The organism is Bacillus sp. THAF10 (assembly GCF_009363695.1).
In the GTDB taxonomy this organism is placed as follows: domain Bacteria; phylum Bacillota; class Bacilli; order Bacillales; family Bacillaceae_I; genus Sutcliffiella_A.
Genome location: NZ_CP045403.1, coordinates 2,676,768 through 2,695,416, shown reverse-complemented (window position 1 = coordinate 2,695,416; position 18,649 = coordinate 2,676,768). Strand labels below are relative to the sequence as shown.

The 18,649-nt window shown below is 38.5% G+C and carries 20 protein-coding genes; 13 read left to right on the top strand and 7 right to left on the bottom strand.

Going from position 1 to position 18,649, the window contains the following annotated elements; translation table 11 throughout:
* Positions 1 to 139 precede the first annotated feature (139 nt).
* The 4 genes from FIU87_RS14150 (at position 140) to FIU87_RS14135 (ending at position 4,334) form a co-directional block, all read left to right on the top strand.
* A complete protein-coding gene (locus tag FIU87_RS14150) occupies positions 140 to 1,279 on the top strand; it encodes an acyl-CoA dehydrogenase family protein (RefSeq protein ID WP_152445190.1) in 1,140 nt (379 codons plus the stop codon).
* A gap of 464 nt (positions 1,280 to 1,743) precedes the next feature.
* On the top strand, positions 1,744 to 2,148 hold the full coding sequence (gene cccA, locus FIU87_RS14145; RefSeq protein ID WP_152445189.1) for a cytochrome c550: 405 nt from the start codon (positions 1,744 to 1,746) through the stop codon (positions 2,146 to 2,148).
* Positions 2,149 to 2,509: 361 nt separating this feature from the next.
* Positions 2,510 to 3,238 (top strand): tRNA (adenine(22)-N(1))-methyltransferase, encoded by a 729-nt coding sequence (locus tag FIU87_RS14140; RefSeq protein ID WP_152445188.1) that lies wholly within the window; start codon positions 2,510 to 2,512, stop codon positions 3,236 to 3,238.
* Positions 3,216 to 4,334, top strand: a complete 1,119-nt coding sequence (locus FIU87_RS14135; RefSeq protein ID WP_152445187.1) for a Nif3-like dinuclear metal center hexameric protein — start codon at positions 3,216 to 3,218, stop codon at positions 4,332 to 4,334. The genes FIU87_RS14140 and FIU87_RS14135 overlap by 23 nt, the downstream gene beginning before the upstream one ends.
* A 45-nt stretch (positions 4,335 to 4,379) precedes the next feature.
* Here FIU87_RS14135 and FIU87_RS14130 read toward each other — a convergent pair whose 3' ends face one another.
* Positions 4,380 to 5,330 (bottom strand): 4-hydroxy-3-methylbut-2-enyl diphosphate reductase, encoded by a 951-nt coding sequence (locus tag FIU87_RS14130; protein ID WP_152445186.1) that lies wholly within the window; start codon positions 5,328 to 5,330, stop codon positions 4,380 to 4,382.
* Positions 5,331 to 5,442: 112 nt separating this feature from the next.
* Entirely contained in the window at positions 5,443 to 6,294 is an 852-nt protein-coding gene (locus tag FIU87_RS14125; RefSeq protein ID WP_253905426.1) for a YqfQ family protein, read from the bottom strand.
* Between the two features lie 217 nt (positions 6,295 to 6,511).
* On the opposite strand from FIU87_RS14125, the gene FIU87_RS14120 reads away from it, so the two are divergent.
* Positions 6,512 to 7,819, top strand: coding sequence for a DEAD/DEAH box helicase (locus FIU87_RS14120; protein WP_152445185.1), 1,308 nt, complete (start codon positions 6,512 to 6,514; stop codon positions 7,817 to 7,819).
* A gap of 88 nt (positions 7,820 to 7,907) precedes the next feature.
* A complete protein-coding gene (locus tag FIU87_RS14115; RefSeq protein WP_301538673.1) occupies positions 7,908 to 8,795 on the top strand; it encodes a deoxyribonuclease IV in 888 nt (295 codons plus the stop codon).
* A gap of 35 nt (positions 8,796 to 8,830) precedes the next feature.
* On the opposite strand, the gene FIU87_RS14110 is transcribed toward FIU87_RS14115, so the two are convergent.
* Positions 8,831 to 9,085: a DUF2624 domain-containing protein gene (locus FIU87_RS14110; RefSeq protein ID WP_152445183.1), complete on the bottom strand. Its 255-nt coding sequence runs from the start codon at positions 9,083 to 9,085 to the stop codon at positions 8,831 to 8,833.
* A gap of 149 nt (positions 9,086 to 9,234) precedes the next feature.
* On the opposite strand from FIU87_RS14110, the gene FIU87_RS14105 reads away from it, so the two are divergent.
* The 5 genes from FIU87_RS14105 (at position 9,235) to FIU87_RS21080 (ending at position 13,252) form a co-directional block, all read left to right on the top strand.
* The gene (locus FIU87_RS14105) at positions 9,235 to 10,644 is read left to right on the top strand and encodes a sensor histidine kinase (RefSeq protein ID WP_152445182.1); all 1,410 of its coding nucleotides are present in this window, start codon (positions 9,235 to 9,237) and stop codon (positions 10,642 to 10,644) included.
* Positions 10,645 to 10,950: 306 nt separating this feature from the next.
* Positions 10,951 to 11,730, top strand: a complete 780-nt coding sequence (locus tag FIU87_RS14100; RefSeq protein WP_152445181.1) for a metal ABC transporter ATP-binding protein — start codon at positions 10,951 to 10,953, stop codon at positions 11,728 to 11,730.
* Positions 11,727 to 12,566 carry a metal ABC transporter permease gene (locus FIU87_RS14095; protein WP_152445180.1) on the top strand — a complete coding sequence of 280 codons (840 nt, stop codon included), beginning with the start codon at positions 11,727 to 11,729 and terminating at the stop codon, positions 12,564 to 12,566. The genes FIU87_RS14100 and FIU87_RS14095 overlap by 4 nt, the downstream gene beginning before the upstream one ends.
* Positions 12,563 to 12,973: a zinc uptake transcriptional repressor Zur gene (locus FIU87_RS14090; RefSeq protein WP_152445179.1), complete on the top strand. Its 411-nt coding sequence runs from the start codon at positions 12,563 to 12,565 to the stop codon at positions 12,971 to 12,973. The genes FIU87_RS14095 and FIU87_RS14090 overlap by 4 nt, the downstream gene beginning before the upstream one ends.
* Positions 12,974 to 13,093: 120 nt before the next feature.
* The gene (locus FIU87_RS21080) at positions 13,094 to 13,252 is read left to right on the top strand and encodes a hypothetical protein (RefSeq protein WP_172971066.1); all 159 of its coding nucleotides are present in this window, start codon (positions 13,094 to 13,096) and stop codon (positions 13,250 to 13,252) included.
* Between the two features lie 73 nt (positions 13,253 to 13,325).
* On the opposite strand, the gene FIU87_RS14085 is transcribed toward FIU87_RS21080, so the two are convergent.
* A complete protein-coding gene (locus tag FIU87_RS14085) occupies positions 13,326 to 13,907 on the bottom strand; it encodes a hypothetical protein (protein WP_152445178.1) in 582 nt (193 codons plus the stop codon).
* A gap of 141 nt (positions 13,908 to 14,048) precedes the next feature.
* Between FIU87_RS14085 and FIU87_RS14080 the strand changes: the two genes are divergently transcribed.
* Entirely contained in the window at positions 14,049 to 14,462 is a 414-nt protein-coding gene (locus FIU87_RS14080; RefSeq protein ID WP_152445177.1) for a DUF308 domain-containing protein, read from the top strand.
* Between the two features lie 38 nt (positions 14,463 to 14,500).
* Here FIU87_RS14080 and ispG read toward each other — a convergent pair whose 3' ends face one another.
* From ispG to FIU87_RS14065, 3 genes are all read right to left on the bottom strand, one after another.
* The gene (gene ispG / locus FIU87_RS14075) at positions 14,501 to 15,607 is read right to left on the bottom strand and encodes a flavodoxin-dependent (E)-4-hydroxy-3-methylbut-2-enyl-diphosphate synthase (RefSeq protein ID WP_152445176.1); all 1,107 of its coding nucleotides are present in this window, start codon (positions 15,605 to 15,607) and stop codon (positions 14,501 to 14,503) included.
* Between the two features lie 155 nt (positions 15,608 to 15,762).
* Positions 15,763 to 16,104, bottom strand: a complete 342-nt coding sequence (locus FIU87_RS14070) for a hypothetical protein (RefSeq protein WP_152445175.1) — start codon at positions 16,102 to 16,104, stop codon at positions 15,763 to 15,765.
* Positions 16,105 to 16,194: 90 nt separating this feature from the next.
* Positions 16,195 to 16,716, bottom strand: coding sequence for a DUF1189 family protein (locus FIU87_RS14065; protein ID WP_152445174.1), 522 nt, complete (start codon positions 16,714 to 16,716; stop codon positions 16,195 to 16,197).
* Positions 16,717 to 16,947: 231 nt separating this feature from the next.
* Here FIU87_RS14065 and FIU87_RS14060 point away from each other — a divergent pair, with 231 nt between their 5' ends.
* Positions 16,948 to 18,588 (top strand): Na/Pi cotransporter family protein, encoded by a 1,641-nt coding sequence (locus tag FIU87_RS14060; RefSeq protein ID WP_152445173.1) that lies wholly within the window; start codon positions 16,948 to 16,950, stop codon positions 18,586 to 18,588.
* The last annotated feature ends 61 nt before the right edge of the window (positions 18,589 to 18,649 follow it).

Genomic DNA, 18,649 nt, shown 5'->3' with positions numbered 1-18,649 from the left:
TATAATTTTGTTAGTTTAAAAAGTTGTGAAAATTCCCTTCTTTCTATTATAATACAAATGAAAGCGTATTCAAGTGTATTAAAGGAAAGAAAACTAGCTCTGGCTATTGTTTTCCTATAACAACAAGGGGGGAAAGATTTTGAACTTTGATTTAACGGCAGAACAAGCGATGATTAAGAAAACAATTCGAGAGTTTTCGGATGAGGTAGTAGCTCCAGGGGCACTGGATAGAGATCGAGATAAAAAATTCCCAGTAGAGATATTTAAGCAGTTATCTGATTTAGGAATGATGGGACTTCCTTTTCCTGAAGAGTATGAAGGTGCAGGAGCTGATACGGTAAGCTTTGCAATTGTGGTAGAAGAGCTGAGCAGGGCCTGTGGCTCCACAGGAATAACTTATTCAGCTCACGTGTCTTTAGGTGGAGCACCACTCAACCTTTTTGGAACAGAAGAGCAAAAGCAAAAGTACCTTGTTCCAATTTGTACCGGAGAATCCCTGGGAGCCTTTGGATTAACCGAGCCAAATGCGGGATCAGACGCTGGTGGAACGAAGACAACAGCGGTAGAGGATGGACAGGATTATATTATTAACGGTAATAAATGCTTTATCACGAATGCTTCTTACTCCAAGCATTTAGCATTAACAGCCATTACAGGGAAGAACGGAAATGAAAAAGAAATTTCCGCTATTATTGTTCCAACAGATGCAAAGGGCTTTCAGGTTATTGATAACTATGAAAAAATGGGCTTGAATGCATCCAACACAACGGAGCTCGTTTTGGAGGATGTCCGTGTACCGCAGGAAAATCTTTTAGGTAAACGTGGAGAAGGCTTTAGACAGTTTTTAATAACCCTTGATGGTGGAAGAATTGGAATAGGTGCGATGGCAGTTGGAATTGCTCAGGCAGCTTTTGAGCGAGCGCTCGCTTACTCTCAAGAAAGAAAACAATTTGGTCGTTCGCTTTCCAGCTTCCAGATTAACCAATTTAAACTTGCAGATATGGCCATGAAACTTGAGCTTGCAAGAACAATGGTTTATAAGGCTGCTTGGTTAAAGGATCAAGCTCGCCCATTTACAAAAGAAGCATCCATGGCTAAATTATATGCATCTGAAGTTTGTATGGAAATTGCCGATCAAGCGGTACAGCTTCACGGAGGCTATGGCTACATGAAGGAATACCATGTAGAACGTTTTATGCGTGATGGCAAACTATTAGAAATCGGCGAAGGGACCTCGGAAGTACAAAGAATGGTCATCGCCCGCTCACTAGGTATCTAATATCGTAAATTTTAGTGTTAGATAATGCATGATAGAATTTATTTACCAACCCAGCTGATGATTGGAGCAAATGGCGTAGACTCCAGCGGGAAAATAGCGGCAGGGTGGAGACCCCGCAGGCATGTAATGCCGAGGAGGCTCCACGCCGCCCCGCAGGACGCGGAGCCATTTTGCGGAAATTATTAGCGTCGTTTATAAGTGCTGAATTTTGCGGAAAACAACAGCGGCATTTTATTGTAAAAAAATATTTTACTATCAACACATCTTGTCCCATAACTTGAGGTACAATAACAAAAGGATACAACGAAGCCTTCATCAATCACGATGAAGGTTTTTGTCTAAACTGTGAATTTCAAAGAGAAGTTGCCATTTAAGTCTTTTCCTATAGTAAAATATAAAGTAAAATAGAGAGTGCTTGTATAGGAATAGACACATGTACATGTACATAAGGAGGTTTGAATAGCATGAATCGAAATCCACTTATTCCATTTGCATTTATTGCAGTATTAGGTCTTGGGCTTATGTTCTTATTATCTTTTGTAGGACTGGATCAAGCGGAAAAAATTGCATCTGGGGAAGATGAAGAGGTTGATATGTCAGCAGAAGAAATCTACTCTCAAGGATCTTGTATCGGCTGTCACGGGGCTGACCTTGAAGGAGCAGGTTCTGCACCAGCATTGAAAGATGTTGGAGAGCGCCTTTCTCAAGAAGAAATTAAAAACGTAATTGTCAATGGTCGAGGAACCATGCCAGCTAACCAAGCTACACCGAAAGAAGCAGAAGTCCTAGCTGAATGGCTAGCAGGTGGTGCCGAAAATGAAGAAGGCGGCGAAGGAAAAGAAGGCAAAGAAGACGGAGAAGACCATTAATAAATAATTTGTCTTTGTCTGGTGATTAGAGCAAAAAGTGATACCTTTTTAATCCAATCACCAGCGTCGTTTAAGAGAATCATGAAAAGATCCTTTGCATTTGTGAAGGGTTTTTTTTTATACTAGACTATGTAAAGATACATGTGGTTAACATGATTTTCTAGCAGTTGATTGAAGCAAATGGCGGAGACTCCAGCAAGATTGAAGCGATTGACGGGAGACCCAGCAGGGCATGCCCGAGGAGGCTTACAAATCGCCCCGTTGACGCGGAGCAAATTTGCGGAAATCAACTGAAAAAATTAACAAAGCCTTATACTAATACGAGAAGAATGAAAATACATAAGCAGTGAGGACCAAACAAATGAATGAACTTAAACTTTCAAAAAGACTTGAAGCCGTAGCATCGTATATACCTAAAGGAAGTATCCTAGCTGATATCGGCTCTGACCATGCCTATTTACCATGCTATGCTTATTTACAGGGTTATATCGAAAGAGGAGTTGCAGGAGAGGTAGTAGAAGGCCCATATCAATCTGCCGTTCAACAGGTGAAAAAAACAGAGTTAACACATGCCATTGAAGTCAGAAAAGGGGATGGACTAGATGTTATTTCACCTAATGAAGTTACTTGTGTCACCATAGCTGGTATGGGCGGAACATTAATAACATCCATTTTGGAAAAAGGAAAAGAAAAGCTCAAAGGTGTGAAAACCCTTGTGCTTCAGCCGAATATTGGAGCCATAAAAATTCGAGAGTGGTTGCTTCAAAATAGTTGGGAGCTTACAGCAGAACGTATACTTATCGAGGATAATAGGATTTATGAAATACTAGTTGCAGAGCGAGGAATAACACAGGAGCTTTATAAAGAAAATAAAGACGCATATTTACTGATGGGGCCGTTTTTAGCAAAAGAAAAAAATGAAGTTTTCATTCAAAAGTGGTCACATGAACATGCTCATTGGAAGAAGATTGTTTCTCAACTAGAAGCAGCAGCTCAAACGGAAGCAAATCTTACAAAAATGCAAGAATTAAAAAGCAAGATAAAATTGGTTGAGGAGGTCCTAGACCTTGAAAACAGTGAACGGTTTTGAAATTATTCAATGGTTTGAACAGTTCTCTCCAAAAAAATATGCCGTAGAGGGAGATAAAATTGGTTTGCAAATTGGTTCATTAAACAAACCAGTAAAAAAAGTGATGGTTACATTGGATGTGCTGGAAAATGTAGTTGATGAGGCAATGAACAATCAAGTGGATTTAATCATTGCCCATCATCCACCGATTTTTAGAGCATTGCCTCATATAACAGATCAAACTCCAGCTGGGAAAATTGTTACAAAGTGCATTAAACATGACATTGCTGTCTATGTTGCTCACACCAACTTGGATGTGGCTCCTGGTGGTGTCAATGATTTACTAGCAGATGCGTTAGGTCTTAAGGAAACAGAAGTACTAGTTCCCACACAAAAAGAGGAACTAAGAAAAATTAGCGTGTTTGTTCCTCTCACGCATGCAGATAATGTGCGAGATGCCCTCGGCAATGCCGGAGCGGGTCATATCGGCAATTACAGTCATTGTTCTTTTAATATTGAGGGAGAAGGCCGTTTCATGCCACTCCACGGGACAAATCCGTTTATCGGTGAAAAAGGACACTTGGAAAAAGTGCGGGAAGTTAAGGTGGAAACCATCTATCCTGTTTCCATGGAAAAGAAAGTTCTCTCTGCAATGATGAAATCCCACCCTTATGAAGAAGTAGCATACGATATTTATAAGCTTGAAAATGAAGGAGATTCCCTTGGACTTGGTCGAGTTGGTAGACTTGCAGAGCCAATGAGCTTAGCCGAATTTGCCCAGCATACAAAAAAAGCACTGGATGTGCAAAATGTCCGAGTTGTTGGTGATCAAAAAGCGTTAATCAAAAAAGTAGCGGTGCTAGGTGGGGACGGAAATAAGTACATTCATTCTGCGAAATTTGCTGGAGCTGATGTATATGTAACAGGGGATCTGTATTTTCATACCGCCCATGATGCTTTGGCGATCGGTTTGAACGTAATTGATCCTGGCCACTATGCCGAAAAAATTATGAAAAAGGGTGTTTCAGACGAGCTCCAACAAGCAGCATCCGAAAATAAATGGGAACTACAGGTATTGGTTTCTGAAAGTAACACCGACCCATTTACATTTATGTAACTTAAAAAGCAACATCCTACTTGTCACTTAGGATGTTGCTTTTTGTTATGACGTCTTCGTTTTCTTGACTTTTGGTAGAATCTTTTGCAACGGAACATTTTTTTCCGTTTTCCAAGTATCTTTGTTTAATGGATTAAACTGCTCAATAAACTGGATAACCTCTTTAGTAATAGGAGTTGGTGTCGAAGCACCAGCTGTCACAGCTACTGTTTTGGCATTCATTAACCATTGGATTTGTAGTTCACTTAAATCAGAGATTCGATAGGCAGGTGTCCCGGCAATCTCTTGGGATACTTGAGCAAGTCGATTAGAGTTATTACTTTTTGGATCACCGACAACAATGGTGACATCTGCTTGTCCTGCCTGCTCGGCAACTGCTTCTTGTCTAACTTGAGTAGCAAGGCAAATCTCTTTATGTTGCTCAACGTGTGGATATTTTTCTTGTACTTTCACCATAATATCAGCTACATCCCATTGACTCATGGTTGTTTGGTTCGTAACAATGATTTTTTCGCGGTTAATAGAAAGATTCGCTACATCCTCTTCACTTTCCACAAGATGAACGATATTAGGTGCTACACCAACCGCTCCTTCTGGTTCTGGATGTCCTTTTTTCCCAATATAGATGACCTCATAGCCTTCCGCTTCCTTCGCTCGAATTAGATCATGAGTTCGAGTAACATCAGGGCATGTTGCATCGATGGTAGTCAATCCTTTATCACGAGCCCGCTTTTTTACCTCAGGTGATACACCATGTGCTGTGAAAATCACGGTACCTTCATGAATTTGATCTAATATTTCAAGACGATTTGCGCCATCCAGAGTAATAATTCCTTCTTCTTCAAATGCATCCGTTACATGTTTATTATGAACAATCATACCTAAGATGTAGATTGGTCGGGGTAAGGTTGGATCTAATGCTGCATTTCTGGCAATGACCATTGCATCTACAACGCCATAGCAATAACCACGTGGGGCAATCTTAATAATTTCCATAAGGGCATACCCTCCTAACATCAATAAAGAGAGTGATGCATCACTCTCTCATTCCTGATTTCTATTATAGTATAAATTGGAGGGATAGTACAAAAGAAGATATTAGTAGCTCTTAAATATATAGTTTAGGGGCGGGAGTGGTGGATGTTTTTTGGCTAACTTCATCTTTGGTAGTTTTCTCCGTTTTCTCCGAATTCTCCATTTTCACTCGAACCTTTTTTTGTTTTCTTTTCTTTTTTCCTTCTTCGGTGGAAGAGGATTCGGTGTTTTCTGTTTTATCTGTTTTATCCGAGGTTGTGTTTTCTTCATCTTCCACCTCGATGTCATCTGCATTTTTTAATTCACTATAGAGTTTCAGCATAGCAGGAACATTGCGCACGAGAGGTCCATATTGCTGAACCATCGGCATAACCCCTTCGGCCATTTTAAGTGCTTTTTGAACGTTCCCTAACATTCCTGTTAAATTACTGGGGTTTAGGAATTGCCCAAGCCCACCAGCATTCGCTAACTGCCCGAGACCACCAGCATTCGCTAACTGACCAAGACCGCCTCTTGTTGCGAGTTGATTTAGACCACCCATATTTCCAAGTTGACCGACTCCGCCCATGTTTGCAGCATTTCCTGCGGCTGATCTACCGAAAAGTTTGGAAAGCAAACCACCGCCGCCACCACTTTGATTGAAGCCGCCACCGCCGCCACCACCAAGTCGACTAAAGAGACCGCCGCCACCGCGATTAAAACCTCTACCAGCTCCTCCCATAAATCCAGAAGGGTTTTGCCTCATCATTGGGTTTCGCATGGTAGACATCCCTGGCATAGGGGCATTTCTCATATTTTGGTTGGACATATTTAAACTATTAAAGAAATTATTATTAGGTGGTTGTTGCATCATTTGGGAGGGACCGATGCGGAAGAATGGTTGCTGGTTCATCTCTCGCATTGGTCGATTAGGTCCAAATAACATGGTAATCCTCCTTTCTTTCCTCACATCGTCTTTCTATTCTTCTTTAATTTATGCAGAAAGGGCTAGTCATGTTTATAGTCTTGAAAGAATGGGCACAACCGTAGTGTAGCCAAAAAGTAAAAACTCCTTTATAATAGGGGTTTGGAGTTGAAAAGTCGAACGGAACAGCTTTTCTTTTAAACATTTTTTATGGAAGCAACCTTGGAGGTACAAATATATGACAAAGCAATTTGAACGATTTAATTTAAAACCATTTATCCTGGAAGCTGTAAACGAGCTTCGTTTTCAAAAACCAACGGAAGTGCAAGAGAGAATGATTCCTGCATTACTTAACGGAGAAAGTGCCATTGGGCAATCTCAAACTGGAACAGGAAAAACACATGCTTTCTTATTGCCAATCCTTAGCAATATTGATGCTGCAAAACAGGAAGTTCAAGCAGTTATTACGGCACCAACAAGAGAACTGGCAAACCAAATTTATCAAGAGGTTCTAAAGATTACAAAGTTTTGTACTGGTGAAGACATGATTTCTGCCCGTTGCTATGTTGGCGGAACGGATAAACAAAGAACGATAGACCGCTTAAAAACACAGCCTCATATTGTGGTAGGTACCCCTGGTCGTATTAAGGACCTTATGGTAGAGAATGCGTTACTCGTCCATACTGCCAAAACAATTGTTGTCGATGAAGCAGACCTCATGCTTGACATGGGATTTATTGAAGACGTTGATAAAGTTGCAGCAGCGATGCCAGAAAATCTGCAAATACTAGTCTTCTCCGCAACCATACCAGAAAAGCTAAAGCCTTTCTTAAGAAAATACATGGAAAACCCTAAATATACGCATGTTGCGCCAAAGCAGGTTGCAGCTGAAAAAATAAAACATCTCTTAATGCCATTAAAATCAAAAACAAGAACGAGAACGGTACGTGACCTTTTAGTAAAATACAACCCGTACCTTGCCATCGTGTTCACTAACACGAAAAAGAAAGCAGATGAAGTGGCAGATGAATTGCTGCAAGAAGGCTTAAAGGTTGGGAGACTTCACGGCGATCTTAACCCGCGTGAACGCAAGAAAATGATGAAGTCAATTAACGACCTTGAATTTCAATATGTTGTTGCAACCGATCTCGCTGCAAGGGGTATCGATATTGAAGGAGTCAGTCATGTGATCAATTATGAGCTTCCAACTGATCTTGACTTCTATATTCACAGAGTTGGACGAACTGCCCGTGCGGATTATTCCGGTATTGCCGTAACAATCTATGAACCATCAGATGAGAATGCTATTAATCAAATTGAAAATCTTGGCATACAGTTCACACAGTTAGAAATTCGTGCTGGAGAGCTGGTTGAGGTTGGACCTCGTAATAAGAGAAAAGCTAGAAAAAAACAAATCAATGAAATTGATGTTGCTGCGAAAACAGCAGTCAAAAAATCAACCAAAGTAAAGCCTGGGTATAAAAAGAAACATAAATACGAAGTAGAGCAGTATAAAAAGAGACAAAGACGTCTCAAAAAACGCTGAAAATGAGCACTTTCATGACCTTTCCCAGCATCATTATGATAAAATAATAACTGATTTTAAATGAGGTGATGTTGTGGAAAACGTATTAATTGGCTCTCATGTTTCCATGAGTGGAAAAAAGATGTTACTTGCAGCTAGTGAAGAAGCAGCTTCTTATGGCTCAAATGTATTCATGATTTATACTGGTGCTCCTCAAAATACAAGAAGAAAAAAGATAGAAGATTTGAATATTGAGGCTGGCCGCATTCATATGAAGGAGCATGGAATACAAGAAATTATCGTCCATGCGCCCTATATTATTAATATTGGTAATTCCCAAAAACCAGAGACCTTTGAGCTTGGAGTTAGATTCCTTGCAGAAGAAGTAAAGAGAACAGAAGCTATCGGAGCAAAGCAGATTGTGCTTCACCCTGGTGCTCACGTAGGTGCCGGAACGGATGAGGGAATCACTCAAATTATCAAAGGATTGAATGAAGCCCTGACAAAGGAACAAAATGTCCAAATCGCTCTAGAAACAATGGCTGGAAAAGGCTCAGAATGCGGACGGACCTTTGAAGAACTAGCGAGGATTATTGATGGAGTGCATCTTAATGAAAAGCTATCCATATGCCTTGATACATGTCACGTTCATGATGCAGGATATGACATTGTCAATGACTTTGACGGTGTATTAAAGCAATTTGATGATATCATTGGTCTTGATCGGTTAAAAGTATTGCATATTAATGATAGTAAAAATAGTTGTGGAGCAGCTAAAGATCGTCATGAAAACATTGGCTTTGGACACATTGGCTTCGATGCCATCAACTATATAGTCCATCATGCCCAATTAACGCATATTCCGAAAATTTTAGAAACACCATATGTTGGAGAAGATAAAAAGGACAGAAAACCTCCATACAAGCATGAAATTGCCATGCTTAAAAGCAAAAGTTTTGAGGAAGAAATTTTATCAAAGATAATTAATGAACAATAAAAAAAGCTGTACGGACAAAATCCGTACAGCTTTTTTCATTTGATAAATTCCAAAAATAATTGATTTACTTTTTTCGCTGTTTCATGACCGGTTATTTTGGCAACTTCCTTCATCAACTGAATTCTCTCCGACGTATTAAACACATTTACCTTTTTCGAATTTAATAAAGCTGCTACTTTCTTTGCCTGATCACTTGTTAGGTTAATGTTATACTCATCACTATACTTCAACAATTCCTTTGGCGTGATGCCATGGAGTTTCTTGTTGACAATCTGCTGGTAAATATTCATTATCACATTCCCCTCCCAAACATAGCCTATGATAAAAAAACAAAAAGGCTACCTTTTAGAAATAATATGACAACTGTTGGGAAATTATTGTATAATTAAAATATTCCATTAACGAACGATATTTAAAGGGGAAACAAGGGGGAGTCACCTTGTCGTTTATAATAGATAAAAAAGAGCAGGATATATTTCAAAAATTAAATTCAGAAATTAGATTAATATTAAATACGAATGGTTTTATCGAGGAATGGAATACCCACGCTAATAAGTTTTTAGCTTATTTAGAGGAGGAGCGTTCTTTTTTCCTGAGCTTTCCTTCCACCTATCGCCATGAAGTGTATGCTTACTTAAAAGATATCATGGAAGCAGAAGGAAAGAGTGTAAAACGGTTTTTGTTTCATCGGGTAAATGGAAAGTTTCATGAGGTCTGTTATACAGGTGTGTTTTCTGGGGAGAGACTGTACCTTTCAGGCTATGTAATTGAAAATAAAGAAAGCTCCGTTGTCTTACCACTTCATTATGGAACGATAGAACAGTCACTTAAAGTGAATGAATTCATGACTAATTCCCTTGATATCGCTATTTTGGTGCTTTCTAAGGGAGGAAAGATTGAATACATTAATCATCGGTGTTTGACTCTTTTAGAGCTCGATGTAGATGAAGACTATGTAAACCTTGAATTTGAAGAACTGCTTACGCCAGTATTTTTGAAGGACAAACTATATGAAATTTATGAAGAAGTACTTGGGAATAAGAAATTTAAAGAAAGAATCTGTTACGATGATGAAGTTCTCTACCAGATTCAGGGTATTTTCTTCGAACGCTCGGATAAAGTATTTTTCATTATTCATGATAGATCGTATCAGCAAAAATTTGAAAACCTGCTAGTGTATAAACAGCAAATGGAATCTGTCTCGCAAATCTCAGCGGGAATGGCCCATGAGCTTAGAAATCCTCTCTCTGTAATTAAAGGTTTTATCCAGCTATCACAAATCACGAATAATTGGAGCAAGTACTACGATACAATCATGGCTGAAATTAACAGAATGAATTCCATCATTGAGGACTTTTTATCTGTTTCTAGGAAAAAAGTGAAGAAGCAAGTTATCCTTCCGCAACGTATTTTTCAGTCATTGGTCTATATTTTCCAATCAGAGTGCCTATTACATAATATTGATTTTGATTTTGATATCGATGAAGTCGATGAATATGTGTTAGTAAATGAAGCAATGATTAAACAGGTAATGCTTAATTTTCTACGCAACGCCATTGAGGCCTACCCAAAGGATCAAAAAAATAAGCTGTTTTTACTGCGTGCCAAAAAATTCGATACCTTTTATGAGATTAAGGTGATTGATAATGGAAAAGGCATGAATGAGGATGTGTTGGATCGAATAGGGAAGCCATTTTTTACCACAAAAGAAAAAGGCAATGGCTTAGGTATTCCTCTATGTAAAAAAATTATTGAAGATCATGAGGGAGAATTGTTTGTAAATAGTAAGATAGGAGAAGGCTCCACTTTTTGCTTTCGTCTGCCTCTTATTTCCGAAAAGCCTGTATAAGGCTTTTTTCTTTTTGAGAGGTTTTGTAAAAGGCAATGATAGATTTAAAGAAGTTTTTCGCTGTTGATTGCAGCAAAGGCGGTGACTCCAGCGGGAATAAAGCGATAGACTAGAGACCCCGCAGGCGAAGCCGAAGAGGCTCACAAATAGCACCGCAGGACGCGGAGCCATTTGCGGAAATCAATCGCGAAGTTTAACAGAGCTTTTTGAAAATATGCTTATATATTTACTTTTGCATCCACCTGCTGTATAATTGCCTATTGGTAAAAAACGTAATCATTCTTATTTTATTAAGGTGTGATAGATATGGAAAATGTATTGGATGTTAAAGGTGTTTCGTATAAATATGATAAGCAAAACGTGATAGAGGATATCAATTTGACCATTCCAAAAGGTGCATTTTTAGGTCTAGTTGGCCCAAACGGCTCGGGAAAATCAACGCTTTTGAAGTGTATTCTTGGTTTATTACGACCACAAAAAGGTACAATTGAATTGTTTGGGAAGGATTCTCGTAAATTTAAGGAATGGGACAAGATTGGTTTTGTTTCGCAAAAGGCCAATAGCTTTAATTCTGGTTTTCCTGCTACTGTATTTGAAGTGGTTTCTACAGGTTTAGTATCGAAGGTTGGTCTATTTAAATTTTTTAATAAAAATCATAAAAAACAAGTGATTGAAGCGATTCATTCAGTAGGTATGGAGGAGTTCACGTATAGAAATATTGGTGAGCTTTCTGGAGGGCAGCAGCAAAGAGTATTTATTGCTCGAGCACTTGTGAGTGAACCAGAATTGTTAATTCTAGATGAGCCTACTGTCGGAGTGGATATTAAAAATGTGCAAAACTTTTACTCTATGCTCGCTCATTTGAACAAGAAGTTAGGGATTACACTTATCCTGGTTACCCATGATGTAGGGACCATAACAGAAAAAGTGACGCATGTGGCTTGTTTAAATAAGCATTTGCACTTTCATGGTGTGACAGATGAATTTGAGGAGTTACAATCAACGGAACTATCGCAGTTTTATGGCCATGATGTTCATGTGTTAAGTCATGATCATCATCACCACCATGGAGGTTCTCGAACATGATTACAGCTTTAATGCAGTTTGAATTTTTAAGAAATGCTTTTTTTACAGGAATTTTAATTGGTTTCTTAGCACCACTATTAGGTGTGTTTGTGGTGGTGAGGCGCTTGTCTCTTATTGCAGATGCCTTAAGTCACGTCACCTTGGCCGGAATCGCTGCAAGCCTGTTAGTTGAAAAGAGATTTGGCATGATGACTGGTGTGAGCCCTATTTATTTTGGGATGGCATTTTCCGTTACAGGGGCTTTATTTATAGAAAAGCTACGAGAAGTGTATAAGCATTATCAAGAACTTGCTATTCCGATTATATTATCATCAGGAATAGGTCTGGGTGTTATTTTTATATCACTTGCTGATGGTTTTAATACTGATTTATTTAATTTTCTTTTTGGAAGTGTAAGTGCCGTTACAGCGGGAGATTTTTGGACGGTTTTTATTGTGACAATAGGAGTAACGATTACCGTTATCCTTTTCTATAAGGAATTATTTGTGCTTTCCTTTGATGAGGAGCATGCAAAGATATCAGGAGTCAATAGTAAGTTTTTTCATCTCTTATTTATAGTAATGGTTGCGCTTGTGATTGCTGCTTCCATGCGTATTGTAGGGATTCTGTTAGTATCTTCGTTAATGACATTGCCAGTGGCAGCGAGTATGCGGCTGAGCAGGGGTTTTAAGCAAACGATATTTCTTGCTATTTTATTTGGGGAGATAGCAGTGATTGGGGGGCTTATTTCCTCCTTCTATCTAGATTTGGCGCCAGGAGGAACCATTGTCATTATTTCTGTCCTTATTTTGATTGGAACAATTATTTTGAATAAGATAAGGGGGTCAAAAGGATGAATGTTTCACAGGCTTTGACTTTAATGAAAGATAAGGGCTTTAAATATACAGGGAAGCGCCAGGAAATGCTGGAATTGTTCGCAAATGAGGACAAGTATCTGACGGCAAAAGATGTTTTGGATTTTATGAAAGACGACTATCCTGGGCTAAGCTTTGATACAATTTATCGAAACCTTGCTCTTTTTGTTGAGTTAGGCATTCTTGAAACAACAGAGCTTTCAGGGGAAAAGCATTTTCGATTTACTTGTTCTACCAAGCACCATCATCATCATTTTATTTGTTTGGCTTGCGGAAAAACGAAGGAAATTGAAACATGCCCAATGCAGATGTTAGAAGAAAATTTAAAAGGCTATGATGTTACCGGCCATAAATTTGAAATTTACGGAAAATGCCCTGAATGCGTGTGAAGTCACATTTCTCCCTTATTTTCATATATAGTTAATACCTCCTATTTTTTAATTCGTGCCCTAAGAAATAAGAGGGATGAATCGAAAGATGTCCTAAATGATTATATAAGGGTGTTCTAGATGACAACAGGGAATGAAACATTTGCTTCTTTAAGAAAAGAAGAGCTGATGAATTTGATGCAAACCTTAAAAGAATTGGGTACAAACGGAGAAGATATGAATGCAGAAGACTTTGTGAAAGAGGTTGAGTCATATTTAATTCGTATGATGAAAAAATAGAAACTGCGGAAGCCTAAATTTGGGCTTCCGCAGTTTTTTAGTTTTTCAAAAGAATTGTTGCTAGTAGAACTTCTTATTTATAAGCGGGTATTTTAGTAAATAGGGTTTCCACTTTTTTATTTGCTTCTCTCCAACTCTTCACTCGATGAACATTTGAAGGAATAGGCTCGCGGTTATAGGGGGTATCAAATAGGATAACTGGTATTTTGCATTCCTCACTAATATCACAAGCATTATCATGTTTATCTTCAAAGAAGATGTCGATGTTATGATTTTTTACTGCGGCAATTTTATTATGTGTACCAATGAGCTCTAGGTGATCATAATCAATATCCTTTTTATTAAACCACTTGCATGTGACATCTAATAAGTGCTTTCTTCTTGCACTAATAAAATATAAGTCATGATGTTGTTTCCAGTTTTGAACAATCGCTTTAGCTCCTTTGGCAAGAGGGGCATCCTTATATATGAGTGGTTCCATCTCGTCCATCCATTTCCAAAACTGTTCTTCGGTTAACCCCATTAATGGAGTTAAGTCGTATTGAGTCATATCTTCAAAAGTAATGTTTTTATTTAACGTATTATTAATAAAAGGGATAAAGGTTGTAGGGCATGTTAGCGTCCCATCGATATCGATTCCAAATCTTTTTCTCATGTCTTCCTCCCAGCTTGATGTTAACTATAGTTTATCATATTTTGTCCCTTTAAACTTAACAAAGATTAACAACCATGTTTATGCATTCAATGGTTCATAATAAGTAATGCTCCTAACTTCTTAAGAAAGCGAGGGATACGAATGGCAAGTGAATTTGAGAAAAACGAAGAGAAACTTGACCGTTTTGATTCAGACGTGGCTTATGAAGAACCTCATGTTTCTAGAGCGAAGGGCCACCGGGAATTTTTAGAAGAGCACGCAGCGGAAGTTGCTCCAGCTCGCCCGATTGTCGAAGCGGACAGAAATAGGGAACGTGAGGCTATATTTGAAGAAGAACGCAGTGACGTAATGGGAATGAGCGGAAGAGGTCTAGGATTTTTAGGTTTAGCCTTATCCATTCTCTCCTTGTTCTTCCTCCCAATCATTATGGGAGCTGCTGGAATTATCGTCGGCTTTATTGCCCGTAAACGTGGGGCAGCAGGGTTAGGAGCATGGGCAATCGGAATAGGTATTGTTTCGATTGTCGTTGGGATCTTTGTTCTGCCTTTGTTTTAACCGTGAGAGAACGAAAAAAGCTTGGCACCTTAATGGTGTCAAGCTTTTGCTTTTTCTTCTTCCTGTTGAGCGAAATATTCTTCTGCAATTTTATCAATTTCTTTTTTCAACTCATCAACCATGGTGGCTTCAGGAACTTTCCGAACAATTTCTCCTTTGCGGAACAGCAAGCCTTCATTTCGCGCACCAGCAATACCAATATCGGCCTCGCGAGCTTCACCAGGTCCGTTCACTGCACAACCTAAAACAGCGACTTTAATTGGAGCTTTAATGGTAGAAATGTATTCTTCCACTTCATTCGCAATACTAATTAGGTCAATTTCAATTCTTCCGCAAGTAGGGCAGGATATCAAGGTAGCAGCATTGGATGATAATCCAAATGACTTCAATAATTCACGGGCAACCTTTACTTCCTCTACTGGATCTGCGCTTAAGGAAATACGTAATGTATTCCCGATGCCTTTGCTGAGAATTGCTCCTAATCCTGCAGCACTTTTAACGGTTCCAGCAAAAAGAGTACCTGACTCAGTAATTCCGAGGTGAAGCGGATAGTCAAATGCTTTCGCCGCTTTTTCATAAGCTTCAATTGCCAGGTTCACATCAGATGCTTTCATGGACACGATGATATCGTGAAAATCAAGGTCCTCTAAAATCTTGATATGATGAAGGGCACTTTCCACCATGCCGTCAGCTGTAGGGTAGCCATATTTCTCGATAATACGTTTTTCAAGTGAGCCTGCGTTTACACCAATGCGGATTGGAATGCCTTTTTCCTTACAGGCTTTCACAACTGCTTCTACCTTCTCACGACGGCCAATGTTCCCAGGGTTGATTCGAATCTTGTCTGCTCCGCCTTCGATTGCTTTTAAAGCAAGCTTGTAATCAAAATGAATGTCCACTACAAGGGGGATGTTAATTTGTTTTTTGATATCAGCAATGGCATTCGCTGCCCGCTCGTCTGGACAAGCAACACGAACAACCTGACAGCCTGCCTCCTCTAAGCGTTTAATCTCAGCAACCGTAGCTTCTACATCATGCGTTTTGGTTGTGGTCATACTTTGAATAAACAGTTCATTACTACCGCCGATTGTCAAATCTCCAACCTTGACAGGGCGGGTTTTCGTACGATGTATAATTTCATTCACGAGTGAATCGCTCCTTTAGAAAATGATCTTTGTGATCAAACATCTATAACCTCAGATTACCTTTTCATGATTAAAAAAGCTAGTAATATCCACTAACTCCCAACATATTTTAACAATCACCTTCTGTAATGACAAGTGAAAAAGTTTCCTGTCTTCTAATAGACAGGAAACTTGTATGTTTTTCCGATTTGAATTTTTTCTGGAGCGGTGCCATTGTTTAAAATTTGAAAATCTTCAATAAGCTGTTGGATGGACACGGGGATAGGTTTATTTGTCATTTTTTCAGCAACAGTCAGAACAGTGTCACCGGCCTTTATCTCCACTTCTATGTAGGGTTTAGAGGTTTCAGAGCTCTCTTCATTACCCGAGGTATCAGCTTGTAATGGTGAAACCGTTGTATTTGAGGATACCGTCTCAGGAATGGTTCCAGAGGATAGGTCATAATATATGCTGTATATTGTAATGAAAATAAGAGCGACAACGAAAAAACGAATCATGAAATTTTCTCCTCTCGGACTGTGTTTAGTTCACTATATGCTTGTCCGAGAAAAAAATGATAAAAAAACATCGACATACCGCCGATGTTTTTATTGAGGCTTTTTCACTTTAATTTCTTTAATAATGAAAAACAGTAGGAGAGTACATAACCCAAAGCTAATCAGAGGATTTAAGCTTTCAGAATAAGGGTACTCTATTTGAAATGCTTGTAGTAAAGAAAAAAGTAGGGTCGGAAGCGTCACAGCATAAGCGGATAATCTCCATGTGTGGCGATACTGTAAATTTGTCCGTTTTAGTCTGCTTTTTATGAGTAATCCAACCAATGCCAACATGCTAATTTGTACAAATTTTATTCCGCAAAAATACAAATATCCAAGGACAATAAAAACGATCATTAAATGTTCTAAATTCGTTTCAGAAAATTCCTCCGTATTAGCTGTTACGGTAAAAGCATTGGTTCCGAAACTGATGAAAAGGGGAATAGAAGTGACAAGAACAAGAAAAAATATGTAAAGAATAGTTTTGCCAATTCCTTGAAACCGAAAAGTTGCCATGGTTTTTGGAGAATAGAGACTTATAATAAATTGCGAAAATAGGTTCAATTTGCTCATCCTTTTATGTAAAATTACTTTTTTATCGTACCTTAATTGAAGAGAGAGAACAATTAATTATTTTGTCAACATGTACAATGTAAAATCTTCATTACGTTTTGTAAAGATAATGTAAATTTATGAAGTTGGTTATTTACAATACCATAATATTGGGTTAATAATAATAGGTGGTTTTCAATTTGTAGATTTTTGTCGAGCGAAATTAGTCTTTCGATTAAGGGGTTGAATGAATTGGACTTGGATGTTCAGAAGTTAATATTTGAATTTATTGGTGGTCTGGGTATTTTCCTTTTTGGGATTAAATACATGGGTGACGGACTACAAAAATCAGCAGGAGATAAGCTAAGAGATATCCTGGATCGTTTTACGACAAATCCGTTTATGGGTGTATTAGCGGGTATTATTGTAACGATTCTAATTCAATCTAGCTCAGGTACCACTGCCTTAACGGTTGGGTTAGTAAGTGCAGGGTTTATGTCCTTAAGGCAAGCCATTGGAGTTATTATGGGTGCCAATGTTGGTACCACAGTTACAGCTTTTATCATCGGAATCAAAATATCCGATTATGCGCTGCCTATTATTGCAGCCGGAGCAATTTTACTGTTTTTCTTTAAAAAGCAGAAAATACAGTACTTAGGTCAAGTAGTATTTGGATTTGGGGCATTATTCTTAGGTTTAGGTATTATGGGCGACGGCTTAAAGCCATTAAGAGAGTTACAAGCTTTTTATGATTTAACAGTAACCATGAGTGACAATCCTATTCTTGGTGTAGTAATTGGTACGGTATTTACTGTTATTGTACAAAGTTCTAGTGCGACTATAGGAATATTGCAGGAACTATTTGGACAGGGTGCTATTAGTTTGGACGCTGCATTACCAGTATTATTTGGTGATAATATCGGAACCACCATTACAGCAGTATTGGCGGCAATTGGTGCTTCTGTGGCAGCAAAACGTGCAGCATTGTCCCATGTAATGTTTAATCTTGTTGGAACAACGATTGTATTAATCCTATTAGTGCCGTTTGAGAAGTTTGTTTTGTACTTGCAAAATACATTAAATTTAAATCCTGAAATGACGATAGCATTTGCACACGGTTCTTTTAATATCGCCAATGTTATTATTCAGTTCCCATTCATTGGGCTACTTGCGTTAATCGTAACAAAGATTATTCCAGGTGATGATTCAGTGATTGAATATAAGGCAAAACATCTTGACCCTATTTTTATAGAGCAATCTCCTTCTCTTGCTTTAGGACAAGCAAAAGAGGAAGTGTTGAGAATGGGAGATTTTTCAGTAGTTGGTCTTGAATCTTCCTATGAATATTTAAAAACGGGTACAGCTAAATATTCTGAGCAAGCTTACTCTATTGAAGAAGCAATCAACAATTTAGACAGAAAAATTACGGATTACCTTGTGAAGCTATCTTCTAGCTCCTTGACAGATAATGAATCAGAAGAGCATTCCGTTTTAATGGATACCGTTCGTGATATAGAAAGAATTGGAGATCACTTTGAAAACATTGTAGAGCTTGTGGATTATAAATTGGCTAATAAAGTGGATCTTACAGAGCAAGCAGAAAAAGATCTTGAAGAAATGTTCACGTTGACGATCTCTACAGTAAAAGAAGCGATTGAATCACTAAAATTAAATAATAAAGAACTTGCAAATGATGTAAGAATGAAAGAAGACCAAATAGATAAAATGGAAAGATCCTTACGTAAAAAGCATATCCTTCGTTTAAATGAAGGATTATGCACAGGTCAAGCAGGTATCGTCTTTGTTGATATCATCAGTAACCTTGAGCGTATTGGTGACCACGCAGTTAATATTGCTGAAGCAGTATTAGGAGAAGACCACGGAACATTATAATGGTAAAATATAGCCAGACTCTACTTCGAGTCTGGCTTTTTATTATGGTTGGAGGGAAAAA